The organism is Sphingobium sp. Z007, assembly GCF_900013425.1.
Lineage (GTDB): Bacteria > Pseudomonadota > Alphaproteobacteria > Sphingomonadales > Sphingomonadaceae > Sphingobium.
Genome location: NZ_FBXK01000001.1, coordinates 1,128,361 through 1,144,237 on the forward strand (window position 1 = coordinate 1,128,361; position 15,877 = coordinate 1,144,237).

General features: G+C 64.5%; 13 protein-coding genes. 6 read left to right on the plus strand and 7 right to left on the minus strand.

Annotation, left to right across the window (positions count from 1 at the left end):
• Positions 1 to 57 precede the first annotated feature (57 nt).
• On the plus strand, positions 58 to 1,533 hold the full coding sequence (locus CEQ44_RS05130; RefSeq protein WP_088182492.1) for an MFS transporter: 1,476 nt from the start codon (positions 58 to 60) through the stop codon (positions 1,531 to 1,533).
• Positions 1,534 to 1,700: 167 nt separating this feature from the next.
• Here CEQ44_RS05130 and CEQ44_RS05135 read toward each other — a convergent pair whose 3' ends face one another.
• Positions 1,701 to 1,958: a hypothetical protein gene (locus tag CEQ44_RS05135; RefSeq protein ID WP_176400208.1), complete on the minus strand. Its 258-nt coding sequence runs from the start codon at positions 1,956 to 1,958 to the stop codon at positions 1,701 to 1,703.
• A gap of 127 nt (positions 1,959 to 2,085) precedes the next feature.
• Here CEQ44_RS05135 and CEQ44_RS05140 point away from each other — a divergent pair, with 127 nt between their 5' ends.
• Positions 2,086 to 2,778, plus strand: coding sequence for a CDP-alcohol phosphatidyltransferase family protein (locus CEQ44_RS05140; protein ID WP_088182493.1), 693 nt, complete (start codon positions 2,086 to 2,088; stop codon positions 2,776 to 2,778).
• A gap of 338 nt (positions 2,779 to 3,116) precedes the next feature.
• Here the strand turns inward: CEQ44_RS05140 and CEQ44_RS05145 are convergent, their stop codons facing one another.
• From CEQ44_RS05145 to CEQ44_RS05155, 3 genes are read right to left on the minus strand one after another with little or no spacing between them, the layout of a single operon-like run.
• The gene (locus CEQ44_RS05145) at positions 3,117 to 4,484 is read right to left on the minus strand and encodes an efflux transporter outer membrane subunit (protein WP_088182494.1); all 1,368 of its coding nucleotides are present in this window, start codon (positions 4,482 to 4,484) and stop codon (positions 3,117 to 3,119) included.
• Positions 4,481 to 7,633 carry an efflux RND transporter permease subunit gene (locus tag CEQ44_RS05150; protein WP_088182495.1) on the minus strand — a complete coding sequence of 1,051 codons (3,153 nt, stop codon included), beginning with the start codon at positions 7,631 to 7,633 and terminating at the stop codon, positions 4,481 to 4,483. Before CEQ44_RS05150 ends, CEQ44_RS05145 begins: the two co-directional genes overlap by 4 nt.
• Positions 7,634 to 7,643: 10 nt before the next feature.
• Positions 7,644 to 8,777: an efflux RND transporter periplasmic adaptor subunit gene (locus CEQ44_RS05155; RefSeq protein WP_176400214.1), complete on the minus strand. Its 1,134-nt coding sequence runs from the start codon at positions 8,775 to 8,777 to the stop codon at positions 7,644 to 7,646.
• A gap of 360 nt (positions 8,778 to 9,137) precedes the next feature.
• Between CEQ44_RS05155 and CEQ44_RS05160 the strand changes: the two genes are divergently transcribed.
• Together CEQ44_RS05160 and CEQ44_RS05165 are read left to right on the plus strand one after the other, a co-directional pair.
• On the plus strand, positions 9,138 to 9,866 hold the full coding sequence (locus CEQ44_RS05160; protein ID WP_088182496.1) for a response regulator: 729 nt from the start codon (positions 9,138 to 9,140) through the stop codon (positions 9,864 to 9,866).
• On the plus strand, positions 9,863 to 11,230 hold the full coding sequence (locus tag CEQ44_RS05165) for an ATP-binding protein (protein WP_088182497.1): 1,368 nt from the start codon (positions 9,863 to 9,865) through the stop codon (positions 11,228 to 11,230). Before CEQ44_RS05160 ends, CEQ44_RS05165 begins: the two co-directional genes overlap by 4 nt.
• Here the strand turns inward: CEQ44_RS05165 and CEQ44_RS05170 are convergent.
• Genes CEQ44_RS05170 through CEQ44_RS05180 form a run of 3 tightly spaced genes read right to left on the minus strand, consistent with a single transcriptional unit; the run spans position 11,227 to position 13,357 of the window.
• Complete coding sequence (locus CEQ44_RS05170; protein WP_088182498.1) at positions 11,227 to 11,550, minus strand: DUF3325 family protein; 324 nt, start codon at positions 11,548 to 11,550, stop codon at positions 11,227 to 11,229. The two genes, CEQ44_RS05165 and CEQ44_RS05170, sit on opposite strands and share 4 nt — an antisense overlap.
• Positions 11,547 to 13,055 carry a PepSY domain-containing protein gene (locus tag CEQ44_RS05175; RefSeq protein ID WP_088182499.1) on the minus strand — a complete coding sequence of 503 codons (1,509 nt, stop codon included), beginning with the start codon at positions 13,053 to 13,055 and terminating at the stop codon, positions 11,547 to 11,549. The genes CEQ44_RS05170 and CEQ44_RS05175 overlap by 4 nt, the downstream gene beginning before the upstream one ends.
• Positions 13,052 to 13,357 carry a ketohydroxyglutarate aldolase gene (locus CEQ44_RS05180; RefSeq protein WP_088182500.1) on the minus strand — a complete coding sequence of 102 codons (306 nt, stop codon included), beginning with the start codon at positions 13,355 to 13,357 and terminating at the stop codon, positions 13,052 to 13,054. Before CEQ44_RS05180 ends, CEQ44_RS05175 begins: the two co-directional genes overlap by 4 nt.
• A 225-nt stretch (positions 13,358 to 13,582) precedes the next feature.
• On the opposite strand from CEQ44_RS05180, the gene CEQ44_RS05185 reads away from it, so the two are divergent.
• A complete protein-coding gene (locus CEQ44_RS05185; protein ID WP_254913935.1) occupies positions 13,583 to 15,076 on the plus strand; it encodes a carboxylesterase/lipase family protein in 1,494 nt (497 codons plus the stop codon).
• Positions 15,077 to 15,089: 13 nt separating this feature from the next.
• The gene (locus tag CEQ44_RS05190) at positions 15,090 to 15,851 is read left to right on the plus strand and encodes an SDR family NAD(P)-dependent oxidoreductase (protein ID WP_088182502.1); all 762 of its coding nucleotides are present in this window, start codon (positions 15,090 to 15,092) and stop codon (positions 15,849 to 15,851) included.
• Positions 15,852 to 15,877 lie beyond the last annotated feature (26 nt).

The following is a 15,877-nucleotide window of genomic DNA, read 5'->3' on the forward strand; positions in this document are numbered from 1 at the left end:
GCGGTCGGGGGGTGACGCAGGCGGGCGGCAGGCCGGTCGCGACGGGAGGGGACAGGCATGGAAAAGCCGAAACAGGGCTTTGCCGGATTGTGGAATATCAGTTTCGGCTTTTTCGGCATCCAGATCGGCTTTGCGCTGCAAAATGCCAATATGAGCCGTGTCTTTCAATCGCTCGGTTCCAGCATCGATGACCTGTCCGCCCTGTGGGTCGCCGCTCCCCTGACAGGATTGCTGGTCCAGCCCATCGTCGGGCATCTCTCCGATCGGACCTGGTTTGGCCGGCTGGGCCGCCGCCGTCCCTATTTTCTGGCCGGCGCGATCCTTTCGGCACTGGCGCTGGTGGGCATGCCGCAGAGCGACGGGCTGTTGATGGCGGCGTTGCTGCTGTGGATGCTTGACGCCAGCCTCAACATCTCAATGGAGCCGTTTCGCGCTTTCGTCGGCGATATGCTGCGCAAGGACCAGCATATCATGGGCTATGCGGTGCAGACCGCCTTCATCGGCGCGGGCGCGGTGGTGGGGTCGCTCTTTCCCTATGCCCTCGATCACTTGGGCGTCGCGAACGTCGCGGCGGCGGGGCAGGTGCCCGATACCGTCCGCTACAGCTTCTGGGCTGGCGGCGCGGCGTTGCTGGCGGCGGTGCTCTGGACAGTGCTGACGACGCGCGAATATGCGCCGGACCAGATGCGCACCTTTGGCGACGGCGACGTCGTCCCTGATACAGGGGCCGATCTGGCATATCGCTCCATCGGCACATGCTTCATCTGGATCGGGGCCGGTGCGGTGGTCGCGCTGCTGGTCGCCCTGTGGACGATGGAAAAGGAAGTCTATCTGCTCGCCGCCTTGCTGGCGGGGTACGGCTTTGCCAGCCTGACCGCGATCCTGTTGGCGCGCGCGGGGCGAAGCACGCATATGCTGGCGCATATCGTGGGCGATATAGGCGGCATGCCGCCGATCATGCGGCGGCTGGCCTTGATCCAGTTCTTCAGCTGGTCGGCGCTCTTCATCATGTGGATTCACACGACGCCGGTCGTCGCGCAATATATGTTCGGCTCGGCCGATCCCGCCAGCGCCGCCTATCAGGCCGGCGGCAATTGGGTGGGGGTGCTTTTTTCAGTGTATAACGGGGTCGCGGCGGTGGCGGCGATGACGCTGCTGCCCTGGGTCGCGGCACGGATCGGCAAGGCGCGGGCGCATGCGCTGTGTCTGGTCGCGGGCGGGGCGGGCTTCGCCAGCTTCCTGGTCGTGCGCGATCCCGACCTGCTTGTGCTCAGCGAAGTGGGCATCGGCATCGCCTGGGCCTCGATCCTCGCCATGCCCTATGCCATGCTCGCGTCCAGCCTGCCGCAGGCCAAGCTGGGCGTTTACATGGGCGTGTTCAACATCTTCGTCGTGTTGCCGCAACTGCTGGTGGCGACGGCGATGGGATCGGTCATGAAGGCCTTCTTCCCAGGCGACCCGATCTGGACCATGGCCTTCGCCGCGGCCACGCTGCTGCTGGCGGCGTTGGCCACATTGCGCATCAAAGCGTGAAAATTACTGGTAGCCTGTCGATAGCCGATCACCGATTCTTCCAACAATGAAGGTCGCATTTCGGCCCGGATGCAATTTCTGCAATCGCACAATGGCCGTTCGCACTTGCGGAAATTCACCCATTGGCAGACAAAGAATGCGCCTTTCAGGCATCCTCTCCTAAATCTTTACGGGCTGGTCTTCGGATCGGCCCTTTTTTTATCTTCGTCGGATGGCGTATCGTCCAGCCCCTGCGGCATGGTCCAGGCGATGCCTTCATCCAGATAGGCTTCCAGTTCGCGCCAATGCCGGTCCCATCCCGGTCCCCGGCGGGCCGGGGGCACCTCCTGCTCCACCATCAATCTCGCGCGACGTATCGGATTGGACGACCGCTGCTCCATCCGCGCTACGATATCGCGTACATCCTGGGGCCGATCCTTGCTCATAGGGTCCTCCACGGGTCATCCACCCGATCGATCGCCTTTGGCCCGGAAGGCGGCAGACAGGCAATGGCCTTGTAAAGTGGGACGCAAGGAATATTGTGTATTTGTCATCCTTCCGTCATAAAGCGCCATGTCATTGCCTTCCGGCCCGTCGGCCCCACCCATCGCCCGTATCCAGCAAAATGTCCTAGCCGTAGCGGAACGGCGCCTGCTCAACTGGCTGTGCGCGCATATGCCGCGCTGGTTGACGCCGGACATGCTTACCGCGCTGGGCATGGTCGGCGCTTTCGCCATTTTTGCGGGCTATGCCGCCAGCAATTGGGGCGTCGATTGGCTGTGGCTGGCGATCGCCGGCTATGCGCTGCAATGGTTCGGCGATTCCCTGGACGGCAGCCTTGCGCGGTTTCGCCATATCGAACGGCCGTCCTACGGCTATTTCATCGACCATAGCTGTGATGGCCTGGCAACCCTGCTGATTCTCGCGGGCATGGGGGCCAGCCCCTATATCCGCATGGACGTCGCGCTGGTCGCGCTGGCGGGCTATCTGCTGCTGTCGATCCATGCCTATCTGTCGGCGCGGGTGCTTGGTGAGTTCAAACTGTCCTATCTTGCCGCCGGGCCGACCGAATTGCGTCTGCTGCTGATCGGACTGACCATCGCGATGATGCTGCTGGGCTACGCCCCCGGCTGGTTCGGCGCGGTGTCAGGGTTCGACCTGTTCGTGGGCGTGATCGGCGCCATTCTGGTGCTGCTGTTCATTGCCCAGACGCTGACGACGGCCAAGCGGCTGGCGTCGGCGGAGCGGCCCGGCATACCCCGGTAAAGCGGCTTGCGATCCGATTGCATCGGATAAGCCGCTCTAGATCATTGACGTTACGCGAATTAGCGGCGCTGATTTTCGGCTCCGAGTCATCAGACGGCTCCATCTGATGAGAAACCGCCCCAGGCCGATGCCGTCAGGGGTGGCGCGGCCTATGGTCGCGCGCGCCGCAGCGCGATATCAATTGGTTGAGGCGCACTTCGTCCTGCGCGCCCGACGCAAATAATTGGCAGAGCCAATCCAGACACCGTGCCAATAACAGCATGGTTCCTCTCCCTTATTATCCCGGCATGATAACAGATTCGCGCCGCAGGAGAAGAGGGAGAAATCGCGATGTCGAGTTACTGATCCGCCCCGACCACGCGATAGAGCAACACGCGGTTGCTCACCAGGGCAAGGTCCGTGGCGATGGCCGATTGCTGCGCGCTATACAGCGCCCGCTGGCTGGTCAGCGCCGTCAGGAACGTATCGATCCCCGACCGATAGCGCTGGTCCGCCAGGTCAAAGGCGCGCTGGCTGGCGATCACCAGCCGTCGTTGGGCCGCCTGCTGCGCATCGATCGTCCCTTCACGCGCCAGTCCGTCGGCCACTTCGCGAAAGGCGGTCTGCACCGTCTTTTCATATTGGGCGACATAGAGGTCGCGCTGCGCCTTGCTATAGTCCAGATTGCCGCGGTTGGGTCCGCCAAAGATCGGCAGGCTGGCGGACGGGCTGGCCGACCAGGCGAAGCCGCTGCCGGTGAAGAGCGACGACAGGGCCGAACTGGCCACGCCGATCGCAGACGTCAGGCTGATCGTGGGAAACATCGCCGCGCGCGCCGCGCCGATATCGGCGTTGGCGGCCTTGAGCTGATGCTCCGCCTGCAGCATGTCGGGCCGCTGGAGCAGCACATCCGATGACAGGCCGGCCGGCACCTTCGCCACGCCAGCGATCAGGCTGTCGAGCGAGTGGGGCAGCAGCGCCTCTTCCACCGGGGCGCCCACCAGCAGGTCGAGTGCGTTGCGATCCTGCGCGACCTGGGTGATGTTGGCGGCGACGTCGGATGCCGCCTGCTCCACGGTCGTCTGGGCCTGATAGACGTCGAGCTTGCCGATCAGACCGGCGCCGTTGAGTTGGCGGGTAATGTCCAAAGAGCGCTGGGCGCTGGCCTCAGTCTGGCGCGCAACCGCCAGCAGTTCCTGGTCGGCGGCCAGCGTCGCATAGGCGGTCGCCGTTTCGGCGATCAGCGCGATCCGCGTCGATCGTGCGCCTTCCTCGGTCGCTAGGTAGGTTTCCAGCGCCGATTGGGTGAGGTTGCGGACGCGGCCGAACAGGTCGATCTCGAAGGCGCTGAAACCAACGTCGGCGCTATAGCTGTTCTGCCGGTTGTCATTCTGACGGATGAAACTGGCCCCGCCGTCGATCGTGACGGTGGGCAACTGCGCCGCACGCTGCACCCTATATAGCGCCCGCGCCGACTGGATGTTGGCGATCGCGACGCGCAGGTCGCGATTGTTTGCCAGCGCGCGTTCGATAACCGTGCGCAGCGTGGCGTCACCGACCAGCTCGGTCCATGCCAGGCCCGCCTTTTGTCCGGCCTGTCCAACTGCGTAGGCTTCACCGCTGGGCAGGGTGGCAGGGACTGGCGCGGCCGGTCGCACATAGGTCGGCGCCATATTGCATCCGGCCAGCGCCATCAGGGACACGGCCGACAGGGATAGACGGATCATGCCGGAACTCCTGCGTCGGGCGCCGGGGCGGGCGGCGTGACCTTCTTTGTGCCGCCGCCGAAAAAGCCCGCAATCGTGACGAAGAACAGCGGCACGTAGAAGATGGCGAGCACCGTTGCGGTCGTCATGCCGCCGACGACCGCCGTGCCGATCGCAACCCGGCTCTGCGCGCCTGCGCCCGTCGCGATCGCCAGCGGAATGACGCCGGCGATGAAGGCAAGGCTGGTCATCAGGATCGGGCGAAAGCGCAATCGTGCGGCTTCCAGCGCGGCGGACAAAGGGTCCTTGCCCTGCTTGTGCGCCAGTTCGGCGAACTCGACGATCAGGATCGCATTCTTCGCCGCCAGCCCCATGGTGGTAAGCAGACCGACTTGGAAGAAGATATTATTCTCCAGGCCGCGCGCCCACACCGCGATCACCGCGCCTACCAGACCGAGGGGGATGACCAGCAGCACCGCCAGCGGGATCGACCAGCTTTCATAGAGCGCCGCAAGGCACAGGAACACGACCAGCACCGACAGGCCATAGAGCAGCGGCGCCTGGCCGCCGGACAATTGCTCCTGATAGGACAGGCCGCTCCACGCATAGCTGGTGCCGGCGGGCAGTTGCTTTTGCAACTCGACCATCCGGTCCATCGCATCGCCCGAACTGGCGCCGCTGCCTGCCTGACCCTGAATTTCGAACGAAGACAGGCCGTTGAAGCGCGCCATGGTGCTCGGCCCCATTGTCCAATGCGTCTTCGCAAAGGCGGAGAAGGGCACCATTTGGCCCGTGCTGCTGGACCGCACCATCCAGTTGTCGATATCGGTTGGCAGCGCGCGATAGGCCGCATCGGCCTGCATATAGACGCGCTTCACCCGGCCGCGATCCACAAAGTCGTTGATATAGGTGCTGCCCCAGGCGGAACTCAGCACATCGTCCACGTCGCTCTGCGTCAGGCCCAGCACCGCCAGCTTCTCATTGTCGATATCGACCTTGAGCTGGGGCGTGTCCTCCAGCGATGCGGCGCGCACGCCGGCCAGCACCGGGTCTTTGGACGCCGCGTCGATCAACTGGTCGCGCAACTCCAGAAAGCGCGCACGGCTGTGGCTGCCATTATTGAGCAATTCGAAGGTGAAGCCATTCGATTGACCCAGGCCGCGGATGGCGGGCGGCGTCATGCCCAGCACCTTGGCGTCGCGGATCGCCGCGAGCTGTTTTGTCGCGCGTCCGGCAATGGTCCCGGCCGTGTTCGCTGTCCCTTTACGCTCATCCCATGGCGCCAGGTTGATGAAGCCCTGCCCGACATTCTCGCCCTGACCCTGGAAACTGAATCCGGTCATGATGAAGGCGTAGGCGACATTGTCCTTCTCATCATTCAGGAAATAATTCTGCACCTGATCGATGACGGCGTTGGTCCGGCTGGATTTGGCGCCAGCGGGCAGGGTAACCTGCACCATCACCTGCCCCTGATCCTCTACCGGCAGGAAGCTGGACGGCAGGCGCACGAAGATCAGGACAAGTACCGCCAGCACGAGGACATACAAGCCCCAGAACAGTTTGCGCCGTCCCAGCATCTGCTGTGTGCGGCGGACATAACCGTTCGTCAGCTTTTCAAACCAGCGGTTGAACTTGCCGGCCCAGCCCTTGTCGCGATGCTCTTCGCTCGCGGATTTGAGGATGGTGGCGCAAAGCGCGGGCGAGAGGATGAGTGCGACCACCACCGACAGCATCATCGATGACACGATGGTTATGGAAAACTGGCGATAGATGACGCCGGTCGATCCACCGAAAAAGGCCATGGGCAGCAGCACAGCCGACAGCACGAGCGCAATGCCGACCAATGCGCTGCCGATCTCCTCCATTGACTTGATCGTCGCTTCACGTGGAGACAGCCCTTCCTCCTCCATGATGCGCTCGACATTTTCCACCACCACGATCGCGTCATCGACCAGCAGGCCGATGGACAGGACCATGCCGAACAGCGTCAGCGTGTTGATGGAATAGCCGAACAAGGCGAGGATGCCGAACGTGCCAAGCAGCACCACCGGCACCGCGATGGCCGGAATCAGCGTCGCACGCCAGCTCTGCAGGAAGACGAACATCACCACGACGACCAGCGCCACCGCTTCGATCAGCGTCTTGATGACCTCTTCTACCGATAACTGAATGAACGGCGTGGTGTCGCGCGGATAGACGACCTTGTAGCCGGGGGGCAGGCTGCCGGACAGTTCGGCGACCTTGGCCTTCACAAGTTCGGCGGTCTTGAGCGCGTCGGCACCCGGCGCGAGTTGCAGCGCGACGCCGGATGCGGGATGGCCGTTCAGTCGCGCCGCAGTGGTATAGCTTTCATTGCCCAGTTCGACCCGCGCCACATCGGACAGATGGACGATCGATCCGTCGGTCTGCGTCTTGACGATGATGTTGCGGAATTGTTCGGGCGTTTGCAGCCGCGCGCGCGCCGTCACCGTCGCATTGATCTGCTGCCCGGCGGGCGCTGGATCGGCGCCGATCTGGCCGGCCGACACTTCGACATTCTGCGCCGCAATCGCACTTTGCACGTCGGACGGCATCAGTTTGACGGCGGCCAGCTTATAGGGGTCCAGCCACACCCGCATCGCATATTGCGACCCGAAGATCTGGGTCGCGCCGATGCCGTCTATGCGGGCGATCGGGTCCTGGAAATTATTCACCAGATAGTCGGCGATATCCGCCTGCGTCGCGGTATCCGTCTCATCATAGAGACCCACCAGCATCAGGAAGTCGGTCTGCTGCTTGGTGACGGACAGCCCCTGCTGCTGAACAGCGTTGGGCAGGCGGCTCAAGGCTTGCTGCACCCGGTTCTGCACCTGCACCTGCGCGGTGTCGGGGTCGGTGCCTTTCTGGAACGTTACGGTGATCCGTGCCTGCCCCGTCGCAGACGAGGAAGAGGAAAAATACATCAGCCCGTCGATGCCGGTCAGCTGCTGCTCCAGCACCTGTGTCACGCTCGTCTCGACCGTTTCGGCGGACGCGCCGGGATAGGTCGCACTGATGCCGACGCCGGGCGGGGCGATGTCGGGATATTGGGCGATGGGAAGCGACAGCATCGCACCCAGGCCCGCGAGCATGATGCCGATGGCGATGACCCAGGCGAAAATGGGCCGTTCGATGAAATAGCGGCTGAGCAAAGGTCGGCTCCTACTTCGTCGACTTGACGGCGACAGGCTTCACGACATCGTCGGCCTTCACCTTGTCGGTGCCCTCGACAATCAGGCGGTCACCGGCCTTGAGGCCAGCGGTAATCAGCCATTTGTCGCCGATCGCCTGGCCAGCGGTGACCGTACGACGCTCGACCTTGTTCGCCTTGTTCACGACCAGCGCCGTCGCGTTGCCCTTGGGATCGCGGTTGATCCCCTGTTGCGGGGCCAGGATCGCGCCGGGCACCACCGACTGCGGCGCGACCACGCGCACGAACATGCCGGGCATCAACAGCCCGTCGGGATTGGGAAAGCGCGCGCGCAACGTCACCGTGCCGCTATTGACGTCCACGATCGGTTCGGCGAACTCGATCCGGCCTTCCTGGGGATAATCAGTGCCGTCCTCCAATTTCAGCCGGATGGTGGCGCTCGCCGGCAGCGTCTTGCCCGCCGCTAGCGACCGGCGCAGCGCCAGCAATTGCGAACTGGACTGGGTCACGTCGACATAAATGGGGTCGAGCTGCTGGATGGTCGTCAGCGGATCGGCCTGGCTGGTCGTCACCAGCGCGCCGGGGGTGAACAACGTGCGGCCGATACGACCGCTGATCGGCGCCCGGACCAGCGTGAAGTCCAGATTGACGCTGCTGGTCTGCAGGCTGGCGCGCGCCTGCTGCACCGCGGCGCTCGCCTGCCGCGCGGTCGCGATCACATCGTCGCGGTCCTGCGCGCTGACCGCTTCGGTATCGCCCAGACTGCGATAGCGTTGCGCCTTGGCCTGCGCCGCCGCAGCCGTCGCTTGCGCGCTCGCCAGGCTGGCCTGCGCCTCGTCGCGCGACGCGCGATAGAGGCGGGCGTCGATCTGATAGAGCGGCTGGCCGGCACTGACCATCGACCCTTCGGTGAACAACCGCTTCTGGATCAGCCCCGCCACCTGCGGGCGCACTTCCGACATCATCGTCGATACGGTGCGGCCGGGCAATTCGCTGGACAAGGTGGCGTCCTGGGTGTTCAGCGTGACCACGCCCACTTCCACCGGCCCTTTTTGCGGCGGCTTTTGTTGCCCACAGGCCGCAAGCGACAGGCCAAGAGCGATCGATGCGACCCGAAGGCTGCGCAAAGTGGCGGAAATAGGCATGGTCTGACGCTTATCCTCGAAGACGTGCCAAGCAGGCCCCTGCGATGCCCGCCGACGCATGAAGGAAACCGGACCGGGCGCACGAGGGGGAGGGGGAAGGGACGCGCGTGATCGATTCGGCCCGCTGCACCGGGGTTCCAGCCAGGATGGCAGGGTTAGGCATCGCAAGGACTCCGTTGGCGTCGGCAGGGAGGGCCGACCCGGCCCTCATCGCGGCTTTACGGGCATCATTGTAGAGGGAGTGTTTTTCCCAATGCGGCGATGCGTTGCATCAGGGTTCATCTTCGTATCGCTTTGTATCGGCCTGTATCGACCAACAAGAAGCGCAGACTTTTGACGCGCCACACGCTAGGACAGGCCATGGCCGATGCTGTATCCTTCCGTCCCGCCACGGTGCTGGTGGTCGATGACGACGCCGATATACGCGACCTGATCGTCGGCCAATTGCGGCAGGAAAATTACCGCTTGCTGGCTGCCGCCAACCTGGCCGACCTGCGCCAGACGTTGCGCGACGAGGCGGTGGACCTTATCGTGCTGGACCTCAACCTGCCCGATGGCGACGGCCTGTCGCTGTGCCGTGAATTGCGGGCGGAGGGATCGGACGTGCAGATCATCATGGTGACTGCGCGCGGCACCGCGATCGACCGGGTATTGGGTCTGGAACTGGGCGCGGACGACTATCTGACCAAGCCGTTCGAACCGCGCGAACTGCTGGTGCGCATCCGCAACCTGCTGCGCCGTGCGCGCAGCGGGCCGGCCGCGCGCACCGGCGCGATGCGCTACGCCCATATCGGACCCTGGCGCGTCGACCTGGTCCAACGCCGGCTGGTCGCGCCCGACGATCGGCTAGTGATGTTGTCCTCAGCCGAATTTCGCCTGCTCAGCCGCTTCATAGACGAACCCAATGTCGTGCTGGACCGCGAGACATTGCTGCCCGAACGCCGCGCTACCGCGGCGTTCGACCGCTCGATCGATTTGCAGATCAGCCGCTTGCGGCACAAATTGTCAAGCCTGCCGGGCGGCGAGGATCTGATCCTGACAGTGCGCGGCGAAGGCTATGTCCTCGCCTGTTCGGTCGATCATTCATGATCGGCAAGCCGTTCCGGCGCGCCCGCGCTTTCTTCCGGTCCATGGCGGGACAGATTTTCCTGATCCTGACGCTGGGCATGTCGGTCGCCGCGATCATCGCGCTGTTGGTGGCGGAACAGACGCGCCATCATGATTTCGAACGGGTCCGCCGTCAGCGCGTCGTCGCAAGCGCCACCGACATTATGGACCGCTTGCAGCATGATCCCGCGCGTATCGAACCGATGCTGGCGGCGCGGCGCATCATGGGCGCCTATGTCGCGCCGGAGGGCGTGTCGCTGACCGATCAAGACAGCGCCATGGAAGCCATGCTGGTCGCCCGGCTGGGCGAATCTGCCGATCCGGAGGCGGGGCAGGTGCCCATCGGCCTTTGCTTCCCGCGCCATTCCGACGTGGAGCAGAAGGCGGCCGGCCTGATCGGCGCGCCGCGGCCGGACTGCTGGATCGTGCGTCTGACCGACGCCCATGGTCAGCGCCGGTCGATGGCGCTCAGCTTCCCGCGCCTTGCCAAGCCGCCCAGCACATTGTTCAATCCGCTCTACCTGATCGTCATCATCGCCGCATCGGCCGGACTAGCCATCTTGGTCGCGCGCTTTGTGTCCAAGCCGCTGCGCCGCCTGGAACGAGCGGCCGAAGCCTTTTCGGTGTCGCTCGACCCTGAGGAGATCCCCGAACGTGGGCCGGAGGAGGTGCGCGCGGCGCTTTCTACCTTCAACCTGATGCAGCGTCGCGCCCGCGCGGGCTTTGCCGAACGGACGCAATTGCTTGCCGCGATCAGCCATGATCTTCAGACGCCGCTCACCCGCCTGCGCCTGCGCCTGGAACTGGTCGAGAATGAGGAACTGCGCGCCCGCCTGCTGCAGGATCATCAGGCGATGCAGACGCTGGTGCGCGAGGGGCTGGACCTCGCCAGCAGCATCGAGGCGCGCGAGGAATGGTCCTGGCTCGACATCGATTCCCTGTTGACCAGCATGGCGGAGGACGCTGAGGAACTGGGCGCGCCCGTCCGCTTTTTAACCGGTTGCGGCGGCACGGTGCGGGTCAAGCCCAACGCGCTGACCCGCTGCATCGCCAATCTGGTGGACAATGCCGTGCGCTATGGCGGCAGCGCGGACATCAGTTGCGCGCGATCGGGCGGCAGGCTGCTGATCCATGTGCGCGATCATGGCCCCGGCATCCCCGTCGACCAGCTCGACCAGATGTTCGAACCCTTCACCCGCGGCGCCAGCAGCCAACCGGGGGGGCGTCACGGCACCGGCATTGGCCTGACCATCAGCCGGTCGCTGGCGATGAGTTTCGAGGCGTCCGTCCGCCTGCGCAATGCCGATGATGGCGGCCTGATCGCCACCATCGACATAAAGGCCTAAACCGCTAGCAACCCGGCGATCGTCAACGCAGCCGCGACCGGCACAACCGTCCGCGGCACCGCCGGGCGATAGGTCATGCCGAGCATCACGACTGCGCCCAATACCGGCAGCAGCCCGATCCAGGCGATAAGCGCCATGCCGGCGTCCGCCCACAGCAGCAGGCTGAGCAGCGACAGAGCAAGCAGCATCCATCCCGCCCATTCCAGATGGGCGACCCATGGACGACGCTGCCATCTTAGAAGCAGCACCGGTCGATGCCGCTGCATCCGCCCGGCCAGAGCGAACAGGGCGAGGTAGAGCAGGCCGATGGTGAGCATCATGCTGGCGCCATCCGGCGGCGAACCAGCCTGGGCACGCTGCGGCGGCGCAGCTGCTTCCAGACCAGCAGTGCCAATCCGACCGCCGTCGCCGTCAGTAGCATATTGCCCGTCATGATCATCGCATCCCCCGCCCAGATCGGTCCCAGTGCAGCGGCCAGCGCGCATAGCAGCGCCAGCAGGCCCAGCAGGAGCGGCCAGCCCAACGCGGGTGGCAGGAGCAGCCCCAGCACCAGCGCCGCGGCCGCGCTCCACAGGGCGACCGACACCTCCTGCTGCGCGCGCGCCTCCAAACCCAGTGGCAACAGGCGATTGGCGATGAGGTATGCCGCCATGCCGATTGGCACGCCCGCAAGGCCACCGACGTTCAGCCGCTCCAGCAACCGGTTGCCGATCGACAGCGGCGCGCGTTCCCGCCGCTTGACGATCCACAGGACCATGCCGCTCGCAATGGCGAGCGTTAGCATCGCACCACCCAGAAAATAGAGCCAGCGCGTCAACAGCGGCGCGAAATGGGCCATGTGCAGGCCATATATGGTTTGATAGGCGCGCAGCATCGGCCGTGTTTCGGTCCAGGCTTTCAGCAGCTTGCCTGTCGCACCGTCGAAGCTGATCTCGGCAGGCAGAGTGCCGATCGCGGCCGTCTCGACCGGATAGACGGTTACCACAGCCGCCGCGTCGCCGGGGTTGAAGATGTAGACGCGACTGATCGGTGCGCCGCCGAAATAATCCTGCGCCTGCGCCAGCATCGGAGCGACCGGGGCCAATGGCGTCTTGGTTCCGGTGGCCGCGCGCGTCACCGCGGCGGGAACCAGATCGCTATAGAGTGTCGCGACATCATCGCCATAGCCCGCGGCGATTCCCCACGGCATGTTGAGCGACGCCAGCGTCAGCAAGCCGGTGAAGGTAATCATGATGTGGAAGGGCAGGGACAGCACTCCCAGCGCATTATGCCCGTCCAGCCAAGACCTTTGGCCCTTGGCCGGGCGGAAGGTGAAGATATCCTTGAAGAAACGCTTGTGCGCGATGATGCCGGTCACGATCGCCACCAGCATCAGCATCGCGGCCAGCGAGGCCAGCAATCGCCCCCAGGGATAGGGCAGCTCCAGCTCGAAATGCAGGCGGTAGAAAAATTCCCCGCCCAGCGTGTCGCGCGCCACCGGGGCGCCGCTGACCGGATCAAGTGCGCGGCTGATATAAGCGCCGCCGCTGTCATAGCTGGCCTCTACGACATTGGAACGACCGTCAGGCGCGGACAGATACCAGCCCGTCGACCCGGTCGTATTAGATGACAGCCAGTCGATCGCGGAGATGATCGCGCGGTTCGGATCAGCCTGCCCGCTGATTTCCGGGCGCATCCAGCGACTGATCTCCGGCTTGAAAACGCTCAGCGTCCCGGCGAGGCACATGATGAACAGAATATGGCCGAGCAACAGTCCGGTCCAGCCATGCAGCCAGGCCATCGCCTGCCGCGCCCCATCACGCACCGTGGCTTTCGCCTTTGTCATGCCGGTCGCCCCGCGATCCAGGCGATACCGCCTAAAGCGACTGCCGCTAGAATCACGCCCGCGATCGCGCGCCATGGCCCACGCGCCAGAAAGGCCCAGATGGTGACGCCGGGCGCGACCAGATAAGCGATCATCGTCGCAAAAGTCACCGCCTCCACCCGCGCCATCGGCAGGGTGCGGGCCAGCGCCGCAGCGGCGAGCGCGGCGACGCCATAGGCGCCCACGCTGCCGGCGACCGTGCGCAAGGCGACATTGGCGCGGTATCGCCGGCTGCTCGCCCGATGATGGATGGGCGTGGCCATCGAAACACTCCTCGTCAAAACGATGATGCGATTATCCGACGCTTATGATGCAAGTCAATCGCATTAGCATTTTTGATGGATAATTCCCAGCCGCGAAAAAGCCTGCCGGACGTCGCTGCCTCAGCCGTTCGGCACCATGGCCGTGCGGCACGGCAAAGGCTTTATTCTCCCTGTTTCATCGTCCACGCCGTAAGCTGCCGGGCAAGAATGACAGGAGCGGATGCAATGGACATGATCGTGCCGACAGCGGCTGGGCTGGTGCGCGGGGCCGTGGCCGATGGCGTCGCCCGCTTTCTGGGCATTCCCTATGCCGCGCCGCCCATCGGCGACCGCCGCTTCGCCCCGCCGCGCCCGACCCTGGGCTGGGATGGCGTGCGCGATGCCCTCGATCCCGGCGCCAGCGCACCGCAGCGGGTTCGCGGTGTGCCGGGCGTGAATGTCGAATCGCTGGTGGGCAAGGGCTGGCTTCCGGGCGACGATTATCTGACGCTCAACATCTGGAAACCCGCTGATGATCGGACCGCGTTGCCGGTGATGGTCTTCATCCATGGCGGCGGCTTCGTCCTGGGCAGCAAGGATGCGCCGGTGCAGGACGGCAGCGCCTTTGCCCGCGACGGCGTGCTGATGGTGGCGATCAACTATCGGCTGGGCGTCGAAGGATTCCTGCCCATCCCCGGCATCCCGACCAATCTGGGCCTGCGCGACCAGATTTTCGCGCTGATATGGGTGCGGGATAACATTGCGGCTTTTGGCGGTGATCCCGCCAACGTGACCGTTTTTGGCGAATCGGCAGGCGCTATGTCGGTCGCCAACCTGATCGCCTCACCGCTGGCCAAAGGGCTGTTCCGCCGCGCCATCGTCCAAAGCGGCCATGGCGCGATGACTCGCGATATCCCCGTCGCGCAGCAACTGGTCAAGGCGCTGGCGAAGCGGCTGAAAATCACGCCCGACGCCGCCGGCTTCCGATCGGTCGCGCCAGGCGACATGCTGGACGCGATGGAGAAGGTCAGTCGGCCGACCGCCCGGCTCGACCTGCGCGACGCCGAAGGGCGGGAACCGGTGTTCGGCATCAGTCGCTTCGTGCCCGTCCATGGCGACGATGTGCTGCCGCAAAAGCCGCTCGACGCGCTCAAGGCCGGGGTGGGGGCGGAGGTAGACCTGCTGATCGGGACCAATGCGGAGGAAATGAACCTCTATTTCGTGCCGACCGGCGTGCGGGAGAGGATCGGCCGCCTGCTCGCGACTTGGTTCATCCATAAGCATCAACCCCAGGCACGTAAGCTGCTCAAGGCCTATGGCATGGGGGCGAAGGGCGTGAAGCCCGGCCATGCGTTCACCAATGCCTTGCACGATCTGGTGTTCCGCTGGCCCGCCCGCCGCTTTGCCGAAGCGCATCGCGGACGCACGCATATGTATGAATTTGCATGGCGTTCACCCTTGTTTGCCACCCCAACGTCGATCGGGCTGGGCGCGGCGCATGGGATGGAACTGCCGTTCGTCTTCGATACGCTCGCCAGCACGACCGGCCCTGAGGGCCTGTGCGGTGAAGCGCCGCCTCAGGCGCTGTCCGACCGGGTGCACCGCATCTGGGTCGATTTCGCCACCGACGGCCGCCTGCCCTGGGACGCGTTCACCCGCGACAATCGGCTGGTTTATCAGCTTGCGCAGGGGAAGGCGGCCTATGAACCGCCCATGCCCTGCGCGCCTTACCTGCCTTGAAGGACGCAAGCCCATGTATCTGGAACGACTAAGGCTGGATGGCCGCCGCGCGTTGGTCACCGGAGGGGCGAGCGGCATTGGCCTTGCCTGCGTCGAAGCTTTGAGTGAAATGGGCGCGGTCGTGACGATCGCGGATATCCACCCTGCCACGATCGACGCGGCCGTCGCGGCAATGACGGCGAAGGGGCTGACCGTCGAGAGTGTCGTGATGGACGTAACCGACAGTCAGGCGGTAGATGCCGTCGCCGACCGGATCGGGGCGATCGACATTCTGGTCAACAATGCCGGCATCGCGCGCAGCGATACGCCCGCAGAATCAGTGACCGACGAACAGTGGCGCAACGTCATCGACGTCAACCTGAACGGCACCTTCTGGTGCGCCCGCGCCTTTGGCCGACATATGCTGGAACGCGGCCAGGGCAGCATCGTCAATGTGGGGTCGATGAGCGGATTCATCATCAACCGGCCGCAGCCGCAAAGCTATTATAATGCGTCCAAGGCGGCGGTGCATCAATTGACGAAGAGTCTGGCGGCCGAATGGGCGGATCGCGGCGTGCGGGTCAATGCAGTCGCGCCGACCTATATCCGCACGCCCTTGAACGCCTTTGCGGACAAGGAAAGTCCCATGTATCGGCGCTGGATCGATTCGACGCCCATGGCGCGCCTGGGCGAGGTAGAGGAAGTGGCGTCGGTCGTCGCCTTCCTCGCATCCGACGCGGCCAGCCTGATGACCGGCAGCATCGTGTTGGCCGACGGCGGCTATAGTTGCTGGTAACGCATGAATGAGACGACGAGTCAGAC

Bases quoted from the DNA above. Each gene is read 5' to 3' on its own strand.
- CEQ44_RS05130 (WP_088182492.1), top strand. From the start codon at position 58: ATGGAAAAGCCGAAACAGGGCTTTGCCGGATTGTGGAATATCAGTTTC.
- CEQ44_RS05135 (WP_176400208.1), bottom strand. From the start codon at position 1,958: ATGAGCAAGGATCGGCCCCAGGATGTACGCGATATCGTAGCGCGGATG.
- CEQ44_RS05140 (WP_088182493.1), top strand. From the start codon at position 2,086: ATGTCATTGCCTTCCGGCCCGTCGGCCCCACCCATCGCCCGTATCCAG.
- CEQ44_RS05145 (WP_088182494.1), bottom strand. From the start codon at position 4,484: ATGATCCGTCTATCCCTGTCGGCCGTGTCCCTGATGGCGCTGGCCGGA.
- CEQ44_RS05155 (WP_176400214.1), bottom strand. From the start codon at position 8,777: ATGCCTATTTCCGCCACTTTGCGCAGCCTTCGGGTCGCATCGATCGCT.
- CEQ44_RS05160 (WP_088182496.1), top strand. From the start codon at position 9,138: ATGGCCGATGCTGTATCCTTCCGTCCCGCCACGGTGCTGGTGGTCGAT.
- CEQ44_RS05165 (WP_088182497.1), top strand. From the start codon at position 9,863: ATGATCGGCAAGCCGTTCCGGCGCGCCCGCGCTTTCTTCCGGTCCATG.
- CEQ44_RS05170 (WP_088182498.1), bottom strand. From the start codon at position 11,550: ATGATGCTCACCATCGGCCTGCTCTACCTCGCCCTGTTCGCTCTGGCC.
- CEQ44_RS05175 (WP_088182499.1), bottom strand. From the start codon at position 13,055: ATGACAAAGGCGAAAGCCACGGTGCGTGATGGGGCGCGGCAGGCGATG.
- CEQ44_RS05180 (WP_088182500.1), bottom strand. From the start codon at position 13,357: ATGGCCACGCCCATCCATCATCGGGCGAGCAGCCGGCGATACCGCGCC.
- CEQ44_RS05185 (WP_254913935.1), top strand. From the start codon at position 13,583: ATGGACATGATCGTGCCGACAGCGGCTGGGCTGGTGCGCGGGGCCGTG.
- CEQ44_RS05190 (WP_088182502.1), top strand. From the start codon at position 15,090: ATGTATCTGGAACGACTAAGGCTGGATGGCCGCCGCGCGTTGGTCACC.